General features: G+C 74.5%; 13 protein-coding genes. 5 read left to right on the top strand and 8 right to left on the bottom strand.

Annotation, left to right across the window (positions count from 1 at the left end; genetic code table 11):
• Nucleotides 1-6: 6 nt before the first annotated feature.
• Complete coding sequence (locus ACIA8R_RS06195; RefSeq protein WP_397036863.1) at nt 7-1,461, bottom strand: LLM class flavin-dependent oxidoreductase; 1,455 nt, start codon at nt 1,459-1,461, stop codon at nt 7-9.
• Nucleotides 1,462-1,667: 206 nt separating this feature from the next.
• Between ACIA8R_RS06195 and glnII the strand changes: the two genes are divergently transcribed.
• Nucleotides 1,668-2,687, top strand: coding sequence for a glutamine synthetase (gene glnII / locus ACIA8R_RS06200; protein ID WP_357701270.1), 1,020 nt, complete (start codon nt 1,668-1,670; stop codon nt 2,685-2,687).
• 54 nt (nt 2,688-2,741) lie between these two features.
• Here glnII and ACIA8R_RS06205 read toward each other — a convergent pair whose 3' ends face one another.
• From ACIA8R_RS06205 to ACIA8R_RS06235, 7 genes are all read right to left on the bottom strand, one after another.
• Nucleotides 2,742-4,253, bottom strand: coding sequence for an aldehyde dehydrogenase family protein (locus ACIA8R_RS06205; protein ID WP_364089675.1), 1,512 nt, complete (start codon nt 4,251-4,253; stop codon nt 2,742-2,744).
• Nucleotides 4,254-4,342: 89 nt separating this feature from the next.
• Nucleotides 4,343-5,233, bottom strand: coding sequence for an aminoglycoside phosphotransferase family protein (locus ACIA8R_RS06210; protein WP_397036866.1), 891 nt, complete (start codon nt 5,231-5,233; stop codon nt 4,343-4,345).
• An 85-nt stretch (nt 5,234-5,318) separates the two neighbouring features.
• Nucleotides 5,319-5,561, bottom strand: a complete 243-nt coding sequence (locus ACIA8R_RS06215) for a dsRBD fold-containing protein (RefSeq protein WP_397036868.1) — start codon at nt 5,559-5,561, stop codon at nt 5,319-5,321.
• Between the two features lie 80 nt (nt 5,562-5,641).
• A complete protein-coding gene (locus ACIA8R_RS06220) occupies nt 5,642-6,241 on the bottom strand; it encodes a hypothetical protein (RefSeq protein WP_397036870.1) in 600 nt (199 codons plus the stop codon).
• Between the two features lie 78 nt (nt 6,242-6,319).
• Nucleotides 6,320-7,246: a hypothetical protein gene (locus tag ACIA8R_RS06225; RefSeq protein ID WP_357701261.1), complete on the bottom strand. Its 927-nt coding sequence runs from the start codon at nt 7,244-7,246 to the stop codon at nt 6,320-6,322.
• A gap of 253 nt (nt 7,247-7,499) precedes the next feature.
• Nucleotides 7,500-10,742, bottom strand: a complete 3,243-nt coding sequence (locus ACIA8R_RS06230; protein ID WP_397036872.1) for an NACHT domain-containing protein — start codon at nt 10,740-10,742, stop codon at nt 7,500-7,502.
• A gap of 27 nt (nt 10,743-10,769) precedes the next feature.
• Nucleotides 10,770-11,321, bottom strand: a complete 552-nt coding sequence (locus ACIA8R_RS06235) for a cupin domain-containing protein (protein WP_357701257.1) — start codon at nt 11,319-11,321, stop codon at nt 10,770-10,772.
• 125 nt (nt 11,322-11,446) lie between these two features.
• Between ACIA8R_RS06235 and ACIA8R_RS06240 the strand changes: the two genes are divergently transcribed.
• From ACIA8R_RS06240 to ACIA8R_RS06255, 4 genes are read left to right on the top strand one after another with little or no spacing between them, the layout of a single operon-like run.
• The gene (locus ACIA8R_RS06240; protein WP_397036874.1) at nt 11,447-12,769 is read left to right on the top strand and encodes an SWIM zinc finger domain-containing protein; all 1,323 of its coding nucleotides are present in this window, start codon (nt 11,447-11,449) and stop codon (nt 12,767-12,769) included.
• Nucleotides 12,766-14,103 (top strand): DUF5691 domain-containing protein, encoded by a 1,338-nt coding sequence (locus tag ACIA8R_RS06245; RefSeq protein ID WP_397036876.1) that lies wholly within the window; start codon nt 12,766-12,768, stop codon nt 14,101-14,103. Before ACIA8R_RS06240 ends, ACIA8R_RS06245 begins: the two co-directional genes overlap by 4 nt.
• Nucleotides 14,100-15,164, top strand: coding sequence for an AAA family ATPase (locus ACIA8R_RS06250; protein WP_364089655.1), 1,065 nt, complete (start codon nt 14,100-14,102; stop codon nt 15,162-15,164). The genes ACIA8R_RS06245 and ACIA8R_RS06250 overlap by 4 nt, the downstream gene beginning before the upstream one ends.
• The gene (locus tag ACIA8R_RS06255) at nt 15,161-17,407 is read left to right on the top strand and encodes a DUF5682 family protein (protein WP_397036878.1); all 2,247 of its coding nucleotides are present in this window, start codon (nt 15,161-15,163) and stop codon (nt 17,405-17,407) included. Before ACIA8R_RS06250 ends, ACIA8R_RS06255 begins: the two co-directional genes overlap by 4 nt.

Genomic DNA, 17,407 nt, shown 5'->3' on the forward strand with positions numbered 1-17,407 from the left:
CTCGGGCTAGAGGCCGATCTCCAGGCTGCCGACGGCCTCGGCCAGTTCCTCCTCCTCGTAGGCGAAGTGCGAGGCGAGGGCCTGCGAGAGCCGTTCGACGCCGGCCCGCACGCGGTCGATCCTGGCCGGGTCGGCGATCAGCTCCGCGCACGCCCGGTCCAGGCGGGCCAGCAGCTCGGCGATGACCTCGTGCTCCTGCTCCAGCTTCTTGACCACCGGCTCCAGGGCGGGGTCGTGCTCGGTGAGGGCCGGGAAGGTCCGGCCGTTCTCGATCTCGTGGTGCATGGTCAGCAGGCGGCGGAAGGTCGCGCAGAACACGCCCAGCGTCCAGTGGTTCTGGCGCACCGCGAGCCGGCCGCCGTCCGGGTGGGGGGCCGCCGTCTCGGCCGCGACCTGCTCGACGGCGTCCCTGACCTGGCGGAGCTGGGCGCGGTAGCCGTCGTGCACGTCCACCAGGCGGCGGCCGGGCCGGGCCTGGCCGGGCGGCAGGGGGCCGGGGGCGCGTTCCGCCGTCCTCGGGCGGCCGGCCTCGTCCAGGTCGGGGATCAGCACCGGCCGCCGGACCGGTTCTGGCGCGGGCCGGCCGCGTTCCCCGGCCACGGCCTCCCGTACGGCGGGCGCGACCTCCTCGGCGAACACCCGCAGGTCCCGCTCGGCCTCCACCCCCGGGGCCAGCACGAACCCGCTCATGCCCGCCTCGAACACCAGCTCCGTGAGCTGCTCGGCCCACAGGGCGGCCGGGCCGTCGAGGAAGCCCTCACCACGCAGCGGCGACAGGCTGCCGCAGAGGTTGTAGACCTTGCGGATCGAGGCCGGGTCGCGTCCGGCGTCCTCGGCGGCCGTGTCGATGATCTTGGCCTGCGCGGTCACGGCGTCGGGCGGGCTGTGGAAGGAGGAGGTCAGCCAGCCGTCGGCCGTCCGCCCGGTCAGCTCCAGCATCCGCCGCCTGGTCGCGCCGATCCAGATCCCGATCGGGTGCGGCGGGAACGGGCCGGGCCGCGCGCCCTCCAGGCGGTGGTGGGCGCCGGAGAAGGTCACCGGGTCGCCCGGCGTCCACAGCGCCCTTATGACGGTGATCGCCTCGGCCAGCGCGTCGATCGACTCGCCGGGGGAGAGGCGGCGCCCGCCCATGGCGGCGATGGCGTCCCAGAGCGCGCCCGCGCCGAGGCCCAGCTCCACCCGGCCGCCGCTGAGGACGTCGAGCGAGGCGGCGGCCCTGGCCAGCACGGCGGGCGGGCGCAGCGGCAGGTTGGCCACGTCGGGCACCAGCCGGACGCGCTCGGTGCGCTGCGCGATCGAGGCCAGCAGGGTCCAGGAGTCGAGGAAGCCCGCCTGGTAGGGGTGGTCCTGGACGCCGACCAGGTCCAGGCCCAGCCGGTCGGCCAGCTCCGCGTGGCGCATCACCCGGTCGGCGCCCGCCGCCTCGGGCGCGAGGAACGCGCCGAACCAGACATCCTCCATGATCATCATCCCCCGGCCTCGATCGTCGTACGGCCGCCGTCCCCCGGACGGCCGACCTGCCCCAGCTAACCGCCCTTATTGGATTTACCCCCTAATAAGGACACGGTTGGCGGCACGATTAACACGGCGTTCACATTCGGGCAAAAACCGGGAAATGGCCGTCCATAAGACTCGGCGTGGCTGAGAGAAATCCCGAAAGGAACACCGTGAGCTACAAGGCTGAGTACATCTGGATCGACGGCACCGAGCCCACGGCTCTGCTGCGCTCTAAGACGAAGATCCTGGCCGACGGTGCCGAGCCTCCGGTCTGGGGCTTCGACGGCTCCAGCACCAACCAGGCCCAGGGCCACGCCTCCGACCGCGTGCTCCGCCCGGTGTTCACCTGCCCCGACCCGATCCGCGGCGGCGACAACGTGCTCGTCCTGTGCGAGGTCGAGGAGATCGACGGGCAGGCCCACTCCAGCAACACCCGCGCTCTGCTCCGCCCGATCGCCGAGCGGTACGCCGACCAGGAGTCCTGGTTCGGCATCGAGCAGGAGTACACCTTCTTCAAGGGCAGCCGCCCGCTCGGCTTCCCCGAGGGCGGCTTCCCCGCCCCGCAGGGCCACTACTACTGCGGTGTGGGCGCCGAGGCCGTGTTCGGCCGCGACATCGTCGAGCTGCACCTCGACCGCTGCCTGACGGCCGGCCTGGCCGTCTCCGGCATCAACGCCGAGGTCATGCCCGGCCAGTGGGAGTTCCAGATCGGCCCGGCCGGCCCCCTTGAGGTCTCCGACCACATGTGGGTCGCCCGCTACCTGCTCTACCGGACGGCCGAGGAGTTCGGCGTCGAGGCCACCCTCGACGCCAAGCCCGCCCGCGGCGACTGGAACGGCGCCGGCGCGCACACCAACTTCTCCACCAAGGCCATGCGCGAGAGCTACGACGCCATCATCACCGCCTGCGAGTCGCTCGGCGAGGGCGACAAGCCCATGGAGCACGTCTCCCAGTACGGCGCCGACATCGAGCTGCGCCTGACCGGCCACCACGAGACCGCCCCGTGGAACAAGTACACCTACGGCGTGTCCAACCGCGGCGCGTCCGTACGCATCCCGTGGCAGGTCGAGGTGGACAAGAAGGGCTACATCGAGGACCGCCGCCCGAACGCCAACGTCGACCCGTACGTGGTCACCCGTCTGCTGGTGAACACCTGCTGCGCGGCCCTGGAGAAGGCCGGCCAGGTCTGATCCGCCCGTACGCGTGACAGCCGCCCCCGGCGCCCGGGGGCGGCTTCGCCTTTCTCAGATCCGGAACTCCAGATCCGGGACGATCTCCGCCACGTCCATCTGCGCCTTCTGCAGACGGCCCGAGAAGTCCCAGTTCATCGCCTGCCAGCGGGTGAACTGGTCGAGCACCCACACGCCCGACTGGCGGCTGCCGTTGCCCGACTTGCCGTTGCCGCCGAAGGGCAGGTGGGCCTCGGCGCCGGAGGTGGAGTTGTTGACGCTGACCATGCCCGCCGAGATGCCCTCGCGGAAGCGGAAGGCGTGCTTGGGGTTGGTCGTGTAGATCGAGCTCGACAGGCCGTAACCGGGGCGGTTGGCCAGCTCGACGGCCTCGTCCAGGGTGGTGAAGGTGGTGACGCCGACGAGCGGGCCGAACGTCTCCTCCAGGAACAGCCGGTCGCCGGGGCGCACGCCGTCGACGATGACCGGGTGGTAGTACAGGCCGCCGTCGCCGTCGAAGTCGCCGCGCGGGTTGTCCTTGGTGATCCTGCCGGTGCGGCCCGAGACGACCTCGTGGTGCGGCTGGATCCAGGTCAGGTACTCCTCGTACCGGTCGGCGAACTTCTGGTCGAGCAGCGGGCCGGCCAGCACGTCCTGCTCGGGGTCGCCGATCCTGGCCTCCCCGGCCGCCCGCGCGAACCGCTCGACGAACTCGTCGTGCACGCTCTCGTGCACGATGACCGTGCCGAGGCTGGTGCAGCGCTGGCCGGCGGTGCCGAAGCCGGAGAACAGCGCGCCCTCGACGGCCAGGTCGAGGTCGGCGTCCGGCATGATCACCATCGGGTTCTTGCCGCCGAGCTCCAGGCACGCCGACTGCAGGTGGCGTCCGGTCAGCTCGCCGACCTTCCTGCCGACCTCGCTCGACCCGGTGAAGCCGACCTTGTGCACGCTGCCCTCCTCCAGGGCCAGCTCCAGCCCCGCGAAGGTCTGGGCGCCGTCGGCGAAGACCACGTTGAGCACCCCGTCGGGCAGCCCCGAGGCGGCGAACAGCCGGTACATGGCCTCGGCGGAGGCGGCGGCGTACTCGGCGGGCTTCCACACCACGGCGTTGCCGCACAGCAGCGCGGGCACGAGGTACCAGGAGGGCACGGCCACGGGGAAGTTGCCCGCCGTGATCACCGCGGCCACCCCGACCGGGTTGCGGAAGGTGAACAGGTTCTTGTCCGGCATCTCCGAGGGGACGGTCTGACCGTAGAGCCTGCGGCCCTCGCCCAGGAAGAAGTCGCAGGTGTCGACGATCTCCCGCACCTCGCCCAGCGCCTCGGCGTACGGCTTGCCGATCTCCCGGGTGACCAGACGGGCCAGGCTCTCGGCGTTGGCCTCGACCAGCCGCCCGATGGAGGCGATCACCCGTCCGCGCACCGGCGCCGGCACCTTGGCCCACTCGCGCTGGGCCTCCTTGGCGGTGCGGCAGGCGGCGGCGAACGCGGCGGCGTCGGCCAGGCCGACCCGGGCCACGACCTCGCCGGGGCGGGCGGGGTTGGTCGACTCGTACACGCTCTCGCCGGTGGTGTCCTTCCCACCCACGATTGAAACGATCTGACGGCTCACCGGTGGCCTCCTCGTAGTTCCTCCGGACAGACAATCATCTCGCCGGAAAAAACCCAAGAATCCCGTCAGCGTACGGGCCGGCCGAGCACCTCGCGGATCACGTGCCGGGCGTTGGCCGCCATGGCCGGGTTGGTGTCCTTGTAGTAGGGGAGCTGGATGAGCGCCATGGACAGGGCCCGGCCGCGCCCGCGGGCCCAGGTGGCGTCGTCGACGCCGAGCGCGGCGCGGAAGACCTCGCGCGCGGCGGGCGGCAGCAGGTTCCAGGCCGGGATCAGGTCGCAGGCCGGGTCGCCCGCGCCGAGCGTGCCCCAGTCGATGACCCCGCTCAGCCGCCCGTCGCGGACCAGCAGGTTGCCCGGCATCAGGTCGGCGTGCACCCAGACGGGCCCGCCCTGCCATCCGGGCGCGCTCAGCGCCTCCTTCCAGGCCGCCGTGGCCGCGGCGGTGTCGATCAGGCCGTCGAGCTCGCCGATCGCGGCCCGGGTCGCGTCGTCGAGGCGGGCCAGCGGGCCGCCCCGGTAGGCGTCGGGGGCGCCGGCGGGATCGACCTCGCGCAGCGCGGCGACGAACGCCGCCAGGTCGGCGGCCAGCGCCTCGGCGTCGGAGAGCGCGCCCGCCTCCGGGTTCTCGCCGTCGAGCCACCGGCACACCGACCACGGCCAGGGGAAACCCTCTCCCGGTGAGCCCTGGCCGAGCACCGAGGGGATCGGGACGGGCAGCGCGGGGGCCAGCAGCGGCAGCCACCGCCGCTCCTTGGCGACGTCGCCGACGCCGTTCCCGACGCGCGGCAGGCGGACGGCCAGGTCGTCGCCGAGCCGGAAGACCGCGTTGACGGTGCCGGAGGAGGGGAAGCGGCGCAGCGGGAGGCCGGCCCAGCGCGGGAACTGCGCGGCCAGCAGCCGCCGCACGAGGGCCTCGTCGATGTCGGCCTCGTCCGCGTGCATCCTGCCGCCCATGCGCTCCCCCTCGGTCCGTACGGTCCGAGGCCCATGTCAGCGGGCCGGGGGCAGGCGCGTCAAACCGTTTTCGCCGCCTCCGCTCTCACCAGGACTGGGTCGGCACCGGGCCGCCGTCACCCAGTTCGTGCCGGGCGTCGCCGGCCAGCCGGCCGGCCAGGTCGGCCAGCGCCCGCGCGACGGCCAGCTCGTCCCCGACCACCGGCATGGACGGGTCGGCGGGGTTGCGGCGGGCGTGGCCCGCGCCCTCGGCCGTCGTGCCGTCCGGGGTGGTCAGGACCGCCCGCGCCGAGGTGTCGTCGCCGTCCTCGGCGAGTCGGATCCGCACGGTCCACTCCTTGGCTTCCATCTCTCGCCTCCTCCGCCGTACGGCTGCCCGGACGTACGGCGGTAAACCGGATGGCCCGGCTACGGGCGGCGAGGACGGCGCCACCGGTCGTCGGCGCGCAGCCAGGCGGCGTCCCAGTCGGCGTACCTGCGCCGGTCCAGCAGCCGGCGCAGCGCGGCGACCGCCCCCAGCACCAGCAGGCACGCCAGCACCTGGACGAACGCCGCCAGGCCCACGCCGCGCAGGACCACGTCGGTGTGGCCGGCCGGCGGCGTCGTCGGGTCGCCCTCGGGGTCGATCCACAGGGGCACGGTCTGGCCCGCCCGCGTACCGGCCGGGACCTGGACCTGCCCGGTCCTGGCCGAGCCCGCCGGAGTGGTCCAGCTCGCCGGCACCGTGGAGGTCGCGGCCTCGCCGAACCCCGGCCGCACGGGCCGCGGCTCCCGCAGCACCGTCGCGGTCACCTGCTGGCGGTGGCCGGGGCCCACGCGGGCGTCGCGCAGGCCGCCCTCGTAGGCGACCCGGCCGGCCAGCACCGCCGGCCAGACGCTGAGCAGGACCAGGAGCACCGCCACTGCCAGCCCGGCGCTCTCCAGCCGGTCGGAGCGGCGGCGCAACGGGTTGCGGTCCGGCCGGTGCCTGCGGATCCGCAGCATCGCGGCGTTCATGACGGCCCTCATCGCGCACCTCCCACGGTCACCTTCCTCCTTCCCGCAGAAACGGCGGGTAGCCCGCCAGGAAGCGGGCTGCCGCGCCGCTCAGCTCCAGGGCGCCGTCGGGTACCAGATGAGGTCGCGGCGGGCCAGGATCCGGACGTCCCAGTACAGAAGGGTGAAGACCCCGGCCACGACCAGCGCCGCGCCGGTGATGAGGGCCAGGCGGGCCGGGGTCGCGGTCAGCCAGCGGTGCGCGCGGCCCCCGGTGGCCAGGGCGAGCAGCATGAACAGGACCGCCATGACGACGATGTTGCCGGCCGACTGGAGCATGAAGGCCAGCGCGCCGTACAGGGGGTTGTGGCTCTCGGCGGCGTCCCTGAAGAGCTGGCGGAACAGCGGGAACGGGCGGCCGATCAGGAAGCCGCCGATCAGCGCGCCCATGACGGCCATGCGGGCGCTCGGGTGGCGGGACAGCGGGTCGGGCAGGTAGCCGAGCGCGGCCAGGCCCAGGTAGAGGAAGGCCAGCCCGATCAGCCCGAACGTGACCATCGCCTGGACCAGGCCGGGGGACAGGGTGCCCGGCGCGGGTCTGGCCGTGGCGAACTGCGGCATGGAGGTGCCGACGATGCCCACCACGACGCCGTACGCGCCGGACACGGTCAGCGCGCCGGCGGCCAGCCAGCCGAGCGGGCGCAGCGTCCCGCGGATCCGGGCGCCGACCGACGGCCTGGCCCCGACGAGGGGCGCGACCGCGCCGAGCGCGGCGATGTTGCACGCGGTGAACGAGCCCGCCAGGCCGGAGGCGAAGGCGAACACGATGCCGGAGAGCGTCCCGGCGATGGGGGTGGCGTCGGCGTCGTGGCCGAGCATCGTGTCGGCGACCGTCGAGCCGATCGTCTGGTCCACGAACTCGGCCGACCACACGACGGTCAGCAGGAATCCGGCGAGGGCGCTGAGCAGCAGCACGAGCCCGCGGCGGCGGGCGGGCGCGGGTTCGACGGCGGGGGTGGCGGCGAGGGGCAGGGTCATGGTGGTTCCCCTTCTCGTCCAGCAGGAGGCGGCGCCCGCACGCGGGCGGGCGCCGGGCGTCCTGGGGGGGGGTGAACGCGTACGCCGTGCAAGTTCTGTGACGTTCTGTGACGTTCTGTGACAACGGCCTGGACGGTGATCAGAGCAGGGCGCCAGGCCGGCATGGCCGGTTGATGGGAACTCCGAACGGGATATTGCCACGTTTAGCACGAAATTCCGGGTAGTTAAAGCGGCCCCCACCGACTACCGGGCGTCACAGCCTCCTGACCCTGACACCGTCCCCGTTGACCACCCGCTGCGTACGCCCGAGCTGGACGGTGAGCCCCGGCATCCCGGCCAGCGGGCTCACGTCGAGGTCGGCGGGCATGAGGAACAGATTCAGGTTGCGCAGCCCGGGCAGAGCGGCGAGCGGGGACAGGTCGGTGACGCCGGGGCACACGGCCAGGGTCAGGGAGGAGAGCCGCGTCTGCCCGCACAGCGGGGTGAGATCCGTCAGGGCGGGGCAGTGGCGCAGGCGGAGGCGGGTCAGGGAGAAGCGGCCGAGTGCCGCGAGATCGAGCCCGCCGACCTCGTCGAGGGACACGTCGGCGACGGACGGGCAGGTCAGGGAGGCGGCGTCGAGGCAGGCGCCGGCTTCCGCGACGCCGTCCAGCCACAGTTTCTCCAGTCGCCGCATCCCGGCGAAGACCGTCCCGGGGATCGGCAGGCCGTCGCGCCGGAGGTGCAGTGACTCCAGCTGGTCCTGCCGGGCGAGCGGCGCGTGCCAGGCGTCCCGGTCGTCGTCGCGCAGGTCGAGGACGAGCTCCCTCAGGCGCGGCAGACGGTCGAGGAAGGCCGGATCGTCGAGCCGGACTCCCCAGAGCCGCATGGTGCGCAGACGCGGCGATCCGTCCAGGGGGCCGAGGTCCACGGCGTGAGGCGTGGCGTAGAAGTGCAGGCCGAGTTCGGTCAGCCGGGGCAGCGACGCCACCCCGTCCAAGGAGCGGATCGGGGCGTCCTGCACGCTCAGCAGTTGCGTCTGGGGCATGTCGCGGAGGAATCGCAGGTCGGGGAGAGGGGTGGGCACGGTGACGAGCACCTCGGACGCCTTCAGGAGGGCGGCGCTGCGGAGATGGCGGGCGCTGGAGAAGGTGACGTCCTCCATGTCGGCCAGGACCCGCCGGGCGTAGACGTCGGCGTCGAAGTACTCCCAGCCCTGGCGGAGCTGCTCCCGCACCTGCCACCGCGGGTCGGACGCGTAGCCGGCCAGGCGGTCCAGGGCCTCCGGGCCGTTGATCAGGAACGTCGTGCGGACCGTCCACGCCGCGCGGCTCGCCGGCAGGCCCGTCAGGTCGCGGGGCAGGCGGCGCAGGATCTCCTCGCCCGCCGCCGCCAGCAGGGTCGCCTCCTCCTCCGTGCGCGGCGGGACCACCTGCGCCAGGCACGCCTCGAACCGGTCGCGCACCCCGGCCGGGATCTCCTGGACGGTCTCCAGGCACGCCGCCACCAGCAGTCGCAGCCTGCGGGCGTGCTTGCCGCCCTGGTCGGCGCGGTCCAGCAGGCCGCTCAGCAGCTCGCCGCGCAGCCGGCCGTTCGCGTGCCCGGCGGCCATCACCACGACCTCGCGCCACTGGTCCAGGTGCGCCCGCTCGACCGCCGCCTCGACGTCCTCGTCCTCCACGAGCTGCCCGGCGGCCAGGTACTCCTGGACGGTCCGGTGTGCGAAGTCGATCCGGCCGGGCACCGGCTCGCGCAGCACGCCGCTCCGGCGTAACAGGTGTTCGAGCACGTCGGAGGCGGTGTGCGAGACGCGGGTCATCGAGCCGAGCTTCTGCTCGACCCGCCGCAGCGCGGTCGCCTTCGACAACTCGGAACGGCCCATCGACACCAGCCGCCAGGCCAGGTCGCGCAGGATCCACACCTTCTGGCCGGGGTCGAGGGACACGTCGTCGTCGATCCGCCGCTCGGCGTCGCGGCGTTCGAGCAGCAGGCCGAGCACGGCGTCGTAGAAGCCCATCCGGCTGCGCGGGAGCTGGGTGCGGCGGTCGAGGTTGAGCGCGCACAGCATGGCGGCCAGCAGCGGGGTCGAGGCGACCACGCCCAGGTGCGGATTGGACTCCATCCTGGCCAGCAGGGCGACCTCGTAGCCTTCCAGCTCGCCGGGGTCGCACGGCAGGCTCGGGCAGTCGCGTATCGCGACGTGCCACTGACGGATCAGCTCCCGCTGGTCGTCGGGCGTCATGGGCTCCAGCGTGGCCGCCGCGAACCCCTCGTCGGCCAGCCAGCGGGCGTCGGCGGCGGTCGGGCGGGAGGTCACCACGACGCGCAGCTCCGGATAGGCCGCCAGCAGCCGCGACAGCCACTCCCGTACGGCCGGCCGGTGCCGTACGAGCAGCTCGTCCACGCCGTCGACCAGGAGCAACCCGCGGCCGGACGCCAGCACGCGCTCCACCCAGCCGCGCGGCATGCGGCCGGCGACCTCCCGCGCGACGTCGTCGAGGAAGTCGGCGGGCGCGGGCAGCCGTCCTGACGAATGGCTCCTCAGCTTGATCATCAGGGGCACACAGCCGTTCCAGGCGGCCAGGTCGCCCGAGAAGCCGCCGCGCGCGGCGGTGACCGCCAGCCAGCGCAGCAGCGTGCTCTTGCCCGAACCCGCGTCGCCGCGCAGCAGCGTGAGCCTGGAGCGGCCGAGCGCCGACTCGATGCGCTCGGTGCCGCGCTCGGCGGGGTGCACGCCGGTGAGCGCGGCGACCGACAGCCGCTCCGGCGTGCGCGGGCCGCGTTCGCCGGAGGAGACGTTGAGGCTGATGTAGGCGACGCTCAGCGACGTGCGCGGACGGTAGGTCTCCACCCGGACGCCGAACAGCTCGACCTCGTCGAGGGTGCGGCTGGCGAAACCGAGGTAGAGGCGGGCGAACGCGGCGTCGTCCTGGGTGCCCTCGGGGGCCTCCAGCGTGCGTTGCGGCATCCTGGCGAGCAGGCGTTCGACGCCCTCGGCCAGGCTGCTGAGCCGGCCCAGCGTCTCGGTGGCGGCGCGCGGCAGGTACTGGGGGAGCTGACGCATGAGACCGATCAGGCAGTCGACGGACTCGGCGAGCAGGACGGTGTACAGGCGGTCCTCGGCCTCCCCGAGGCGGGGTTCCGGAAGGGCCGCCAGGATGCGTCCGGCGAGTTTGGCGGGGTCGGCGTCCGACTCGAACAGGGCCTCGTCCGACAGGTCGGCGGCGCGCAGCGCGGCCACGGCCTCCAGCAGGACGGCGGCCCGCGCGGACTCGTCCAGCCCGCGGAACTCCTGCTCGACGAGCCGCGACAGCCGGCCCTCGACGGCCAGCGCGATGCCCTGGAGCTGGTTGTCGATCTTCCGCGGCGCCAGCCGGTCACGGAACCCGCTCTGGACGAGATCCTTCAGCTCACTCGTACGGTCCTTGCGCGCGGCCCGGGTGGCCAGCCATTCGCGCATGGCACGTTCAGCGATGCTCTTCCCAGCGGCGGTCAGGGCCGCCTCGATGCCCGGCATGCCTTCTATATAAGACGATCTTTCCGGTCACGCGGTGAAATCGGCGAAGTCGAACCCCGGCGACACGACGCAGCTCACCAGCACCGCCTCGTCCCCGGCCGGACGCGCGGACTGCCACACGCCGCCGGGCACGACCGCCTGCGGCACCTGCCCCCGCTCCACCAGCGGCCCCAGGACGACGTCCCGGTCGCCGACGGTCAGGCTCAGCGGGCCGCCCCGGTGCCACAGCCACACCTCGTCCGACCTCACCATGTGCGGGACGGACTCCTCGCCCGGCTGGAGCAGGAAGTAGATGCCGGTGGCGCTGGCGCGCGGGCCCGGGTAGCCGTCGGGCCGGATCGTGACGGGCGACCGCCAGGTCTCGCGGTACCAGCCGCCCTCCGGATGGGGAAGCAGGTCGAGCTCGGCGGCCACGGGCGGCCGGGCGACGAACGCGACGGGCGCGCCGGTGACGTCGCGCCGCAGGAAACGGGCGCCGTCGAGGACGGCCTGCCCGTCGAACGTCGCGGCCAGCGCCAGGGCGGCCGCCTCGTCGGCGACCTCGGTGGGCGCGCCGTCGGGAAAGATCCTCAGCTCCACATGGCCGATCTTACGAGGAACCGGGCGCGCGGGCTGACCACCTCGCCCACGCCCGTGTTCGTCGGCGCCCGTCGGCGGGGTGCTCGCCGCGCGAACTGTCGGTCGGCCTGGCTAGTCTGCGGCAGGTGATCGAACGGTGGAGCCGTGATCAGGTGCTCGCCCTCGCCCCCGACGCCTCGTCCCAGAAGGCGGCCCAGGGGGTGGCCGCGGCGGGCAAGTGGTCCTCGCGCGGCACGACGGGCAGCGTCCTCTACGGCGAGTGCAAGGGCAGCGGGTCCAAGCCCTACCTGGCGTGCGTCGACCTGAGCGAGCCCGCCTACCGGTGCAGCTGCCCCAGCCGCAAGTTCCCCTGCAAGCACGCGCTGGGCCTGCTGCTGCTGTGGTCGGCCGACGGCGTGCCCGCCGAGGAGGCCGCGCCGCAGTGGGTGACCGAGTGGCTCGACGGCCGCGCCGAGCGCGCCGCCAGGTCCGCGGCCCGCGTCGAGGCGGCCCGCGCCGATGCGGCCGGGGTGGCCGATGGCGAGGCGGCAGGGAAGGAACGGGTGGAGCGGGCCGAGCGGGCGGAGTCGGTGCGGCACGCGCGGGTGGGGGCCGGGCTGGCGGAGCTGGAGCGCTGGCTGGCCGACCAGATCCGCCAGGGCCTGGCCTCCTCCGCCGAGCACGACTGGGACGGCCTGGCCAAGCGCCTCATCGACGCCCAGGCCCCCGGCGTCGCCGGCCTGGTGTCCCGGCTGACCCAGGTGCGCGCCGAGGACGACTGGCCCGGCCGGCTCTTGGAGGAGTACGCGCTGGTCAACCTCCTCGCCGTCGCCTACCGCCGCCGCGCCGACCTCCCCGGGCCCCTGGCGCAGACCGTCCAGATCCGCACCGGTTTCCCCGTCACGAAGGAAGAGGTGCTGGCCGGGCCGGCGGTGCGCGACCACTGGCACGTGCTCGGCGGGCGCGACGACGAGCACGACCGGCTGACCGCCCGCCGCGTCTGGCTCAAGGGCCGGGCGACCGGCCGGGCGGCGCTGATCCTCTCCTTCGCCCCTCAGGGCCAGCCGCTGGACGCCTCCCTGGTCACGGGCACCACGATCGACGCCGACCTCGCCTTCTACCCGGGCGCCGCCCCCCTGCGCGCCCTCGTCGCCGCCCGCCACCCCGCCACGCCTCTCGCGGCCGGGGCCGCCGGGCCGGTCGGGGTGTCGGCCGACGAGGCGCTCGACGAGGTGGCGCGGGTGCTGGCCGAGGATCCCTGGACCGAGTCGTGGCCGGTCGTGCTGGCCGGCGTCGTCCCCGGCCGGGCGTCGGTCGGGGGGCTGCCGTTGCACCCCCGGGCCCGTGACCCCTGGCGGCTGATCGCCGTCTCGGGCGGCCACCCCGTCACGCTGGCCGCCGAATGGACCCCGCAGGGCCTGCGCCCGCTCACCACCTGGGACGACGAAGGAACGGCGGTGATCCTGTGACCTGGGACGACCTGGCCTCCACGGCCCTCGTGGGCACCGACCGCAGGCCGTACGGAGGAGACCTGCTGGAGGCCGCCGCCGTCGAGACGGCCCGGCGGCGCGCGGGCCGCCGCCCGGTCGGGTCCGCGCCGCCGGCGCCCGCCCCCGCCGAGGAGCTGCCCGCCGTCGACCGGCGCGCGGCCGAGCGGCTGGTCCGCATCATGGGCGGCGAGTACGCCCGCCTGCTCCCCGAATGGCTGGCCGCGGCCGCCGCGACCGGCCGCCGGGTGCCCTGCGACGTGCTGCCCGACCTGCTCGAAAGAGGCAGGCGCGACCGCTCGATCCGGGCCCATCTGGGCGTCCTGGCCGGGCAGCGCGGCCGTTGGCTGGCCGGGCTCAACCCGGCGTGGGGCTACCTGCTGGAGGAGCCCACCGGCGAGACGTGGGAGCTGGGCGGCGCCGCCGACCGCCGCGCCCACCTGCGCGCCCTGCGCGCCGCCGACCCCGCCGGGGCCAGGGAGCTGCTGGAGAGCACGTGGGAGCGGGAGACGCCCGACGACCGGGCCGAGTTCGTCGAGCTGCTGGCCGACGGGCTCGGCATGGGCGACGAGCCGTTCCTCGAAGCGGCGCTCGACGACCGCCGCCGCGAGGTCCGCCAGGCCGCCGCCAACCTGCTGACCCGGCTGCCCGGCTCCCGCCTGTCCAGGCGCATGGCCGAGCGGGCGCGGGCCTGCGTGTCGATCTCCGGCTCGACCATCGCCGTCGAGGCGCCCCTGGAGTGCGACCGGGCGATGGAACGCGACGGCGTGCGTCCCAAGCCGCCGCGCGGCATCGGCGAGCGGGCCTGGTGGTTGCAGCAGATCCTGGCCCGCGCCCCGCTGGGCGTCTGGGGCCGGCCGCCGTCCGAGCTGCTCACGATGCGCGTCCCCGACTGGGACGCCGAGGTGAAGGCCGCCTGGGTGCGGGCCGCGGTGCTGCAGAAGGACCCGGAGTGGGCGCGCGCGATGTTCGGCTGGGACCCGATCGCCGACCTGCTCGAAGCGCTCCCGCCGGGCGAGCAGCAGGAGCTCGCCGCCGGCTTCGTCGTCGAGCACGACCTGGACAGCCAGTTGATCATGGTTCTCGGCGGCGTCTCGTCCCAGTGGGGGGAGGGGCTGGCGACGGCCGTCCTCCACAAGATCGTCAAGGTGGCGGCCGTCCAGCCGTGGAACCTCGGCGAGCTGGTCAAGCTGGCGGGCGAGCACATCGACCCTGCCCTGTTCCCGCTGGCCGAGAGCTACTCGCCGGTGGCGCCGATCCAGCAGGTCGCCGCCCTCCTGCGTTTCCGTGCCGACATGTACAAGGAGCTCGCATGACCGTCCTGCGTCCCCACGCCGAAGACCAGTACGCCGAGGAGCTGGCCTACCTGGCCAAGGACGACGACCGTCCCCGGCCCCCCGGCTGGAAGCTGTCGCCCTGGGCGGTGACCCGGTACATCCTGGGCGACGGCGACCGCGTCACCCCCAAATACGTCGGCGCCCGCCGCATCGTCGAGGTCGCCGTGGCCACGCTCGCGACCGACCGCGCGCTGCTGCTGCTCGGCGTGCCAGGCACGGCCAAGACGTGGCTGTCGGAGCACCTGGCCGCCGCGGTAAGCGGCGACTCGACGCTGCTCGTCCAGGGCACCGCGGGCACCGCCGAAGAGGCCGTCAGGTACGGCTGGAACTACGCCAGGCTGCTGTCGGAGGGCCCGTCGTTCGAGGCGCTGACCCCCTCGCCGGTGATGCGGGCCATGGCCGAGGGGCGGGTCGCCCGCGTCGAGGAGCTGACCCGCATGCCCTCCGACGTCCAGGACGCGCTGATCACCGTCCTGTCGGAGAAGACGCTGCCGATCCCCGAGCTCAACCGCGAGGTGCAGGCCGAGCGCGGCTTCAACGTCATCGCCACCGCCAACGACCGCGACCGGGGCGTCAACGAGCTGTCCAGCGCCCTGCGCCGCCGGTTCAACACCGTCGTGCTCCCCGTGCCCGCCGACGCCGAGGAGGAGGTGCACATCGTCGCCCGCCGCGTCACCGATCTGGGCCGTGCGCTGGAGCTGCCGGAGACCACCACCGGCCTGGCCGAGATCCGGCGCGTGGTGACCGTCTTCCGCGAGCTGCGCGCCGGCGTCACCGAGGACGGCCGCACCAAGGTCAAGTCGCCCAGCGGCACCCTGTCCACGGCCGAGGCGATCTCGGTGCTCACCAGCGGCATCGCGCTGGCCGCCCACTTCGGCGACGGCGTGCTGCGGCCGTCCGACGTGGCGGCCGGGATCGTGGGCGCGGTGGTGCAGGAACCGGTCTCCGATCGGGTGGTGTGGCGCGAGTACCTGGAGACCGTGGTGCGCGAGCGTCCCGACTGGCGCGACTTCTACCGCGCCTGCCGCGAGGTGTCATGAGCACCGTGTCCGTCCTGGGCGTGCGCCATCACGGCCCCGGCTCGGCCCGCGCGCTCCGGCGTGAGCTCGAACGCCTGCGCCCCGACGCGATCCTCGTCGAGGGGCCGCCGGAGGCCGACGCGCTCGTGCCGCTCGCCCCCGACCTGGAGCCGCCGGTCGCGCTGCTCGCGCACGTGCCCGGCGCTCCGGCGAAGGCCGCGTTCTGGCCGTTCGCGGAGTTCTCCCCCGAATGGCAGGCGATCCTGTACGGCGTCGCCGCCGGCGTCCCGGTGCGCTTCTGCGACCTGGCCGCCGCCCACTCCCTGGCCGACGAGGCCGAGGGCGAGGAGGAGGCCGAGGCGGGGGGCGACGGGCTGCGTACCGACCCCATCGGCGCGCTGGCGGCCGCCGCCGGGCACGACGACCCCGAACGCTGGTGGGAGGACGTCGTCGAGCACCGCGGCGACACCCCCTTCGAGGCGATCGCCGAGGCCATGGCTGCCGTGCGCGAGGGGCACGAGCCGACCGGCCGGGAGGCCAGGCGCGAGGCGTACATGCGCAGGACGCTGCGCGCGGCGATCAAGGAGGGGTTCGGCACGATCGCGGTGGTCTGCGGCGCCTGGCACGTGCCCGCGCTGACCGGTCCGCTGCCCCCGGCCTCGGCCGACAACGCGCTGCTGCGCGGGATGCCGAGGGTGAAGGCCGAGCTGACCTGGGTGCCGTGGACGTACGGACGGCTGGCCTCCTGGAGCGGCTACGGCGCGGGCATCACCTCGCCGGGCTGGTACCACCACCTGTTCGCCGCCCCCGACCGGCCGGTCGAGCGCTGGCTCACCGAGGCCGCCGCCGTGCTGCGCGAGGAGGGCCTGCCGGTCTCGTCCGCGCACGTCATCGAGTCCGTGCGCCTGGCCGCGACCCTGGCGGGGCTGCGCGGCAGGCCGCTGGCCGGGCTGGGCGAGGTCACCGAGGCGGCCAGGGCGGTGCTGTGCGAGGGCGACGACCTGGCCGTCGAGCTGATCCAGCGGCGCATGGTCGTCGGCGACCGGCTGGGCCACGTCACCGACGGCACCCCGATGGTCCCGCTCCAGCGCGACCTGCGCGAGCAGCGGCGGCGGCTCAAGCTCCGGCCCGAGGCCCTCGACCGGGAGCTCGACCTCGACCTGCGCAAGCCGCTCGACCTGGAGCGCAGCCACCTGCTGCACCGGCTGCGGATGCTGGAGGTGGGCTGGGGCACGCCGGGCCAGGCGCGCGGCAAGGGCACGTTCAGGGAGTCGTGGACGCTGCAGTGGCGGCCCGAGCACGACCTCGCGCTCATCGAGCACGCCGCCCTCGGCACCACCGTCGCCGCCGCGGCCGCGCAGCGGGCCCGCGACCTGGCAGGGGCGGCGTCGGCGGCGCTCGCCGACCTGACCGCGCTGGTCGAGCTGTGCCTGCTGGCCGACCTGCCGAAGGCGCTGCCCGGCGTGCTCGCCGCGCTGTCGGCCAAGGCGGCGCTGGACACCGACGTCACGCACCTGATGGCGGCGCTGCCCGCGATGGTGCGCGCCCACCGCTACGGCGACGTGCGCGGCACCTCGGCCGAGGGGCTGGCGGTGATCGTGCGCTCGATGCTCGACCGGATCTGCGTCGGGCTGCCGGTGGCGGTCACCGCGCTCGACGACGACGCGGCGGCCGGGCTGCTGAAGCACGTCGACGCCGTCCACGCCGCCGTCGCCCTCCTCGCCGAACCTGCCGCCGAGGCCGCTGATGACGCGGCCGGTGACGGCGGAGCGGCCGGTGAGGGGGCGTCGCCGCGCGGGCGGTGGCTGGGCACGTTGCGGGGCATCGCCGACCGGCCTGACCTGCACGGTCTCATCGAGGGCCGGCTCACCCGCCTCCTGCTCGACTGCGGCGAGCTCGACGACGCGGGCGACCGCATGTCCAGGGCCATGTCCCGGGGCCAGACCCCGGTCAGGGCGGCGGCCTGGGTCGAGGGCTTCCTGTCCGGCGGCGGCCTGCTCCTGGTGCACGACCCGCGCCTGCTGGGCCTGGTCGACGCCTGGCTGACCGCGCTGCCCGCCGACCAGTTCACCGACGTGCTGCCGCTGCTGCGCCGTACCTTCGGCGGGTTCGCCGCGCCGGAGCGGCGGGCCGTCGGAGAGCGGGTGAGCGCGGCGGGCCGCACGGGCGACCCCGGCGGCGCGGCGGAGCCGGACGTGGACGAGCGGCGCGCGGCGGGAGCCGTGGCGACCGTGCTGGCGATCACCGGGAGAGACCGTGGATGA

The organism is Nonomuraea sp. NPDC051191 (genome assembly GCF_044455665.1).
Classification (GTDB): Bacteria; Actinomycetota; Actinomycetes; order Streptosporangiales; family Streptosporangiaceae; genus Nonomuraea.

Excerpts from the sequence above, each read along its gene's own strand:
- ACIA8R_RS06195 (WP_397036863.1), bottom strand. The coding sequence starts at position 1,461 with ATGGAGGATGTCTGGTTCGGCGCGTTCCTCGCGCCCGAGGCGGCGGGC.
- ACIA8R_RS06210 (WP_397036866.1), bottom strand. The coding sequence starts at position 5,233 with ATGGGCGGCAGGATGCACGCGGACGAGGCCGACATCGACGAGGCCCTC.
- ACIA8R_RS06220 (WP_397036870.1), bottom strand. The coding sequence starts at position 6,241 with ATGAGGGCCGTCATGAACGCCGCGATGCTGCGGATCCGCAGGCACCGG.
- ACIA8R_RS06225 (WP_357701261.1), bottom strand. The coding sequence starts at position 7,246 with ATGACCCTGCCCCTCGCCGCCACCCCCGCCGTCGAACCCGCGCCCGCC.
- ACIA8R_RS06230 (WP_397036872.1), bottom strand. The coding sequence starts at position 10,742 with ATGCCGGGCATCGAGGCGGCCCTGACCGCCGCTGGGAAGAGCATCGCT.
- ACIA8R_RS06250 (WP_364089655.1), top strand. The coding sequence starts at position 14,100 with ATGACCGTCCTGCGTCCCCACGCCGAAGACCAGTACGCCGAGGAGCTG.
- ACIA8R_RS06255 (WP_397036878.1), top strand. The coding sequence starts at position 15,161 with ATGAGCACCGTGTCCGTCCTGGGCGTGCGCCATCACGGCCCCGGCTCG.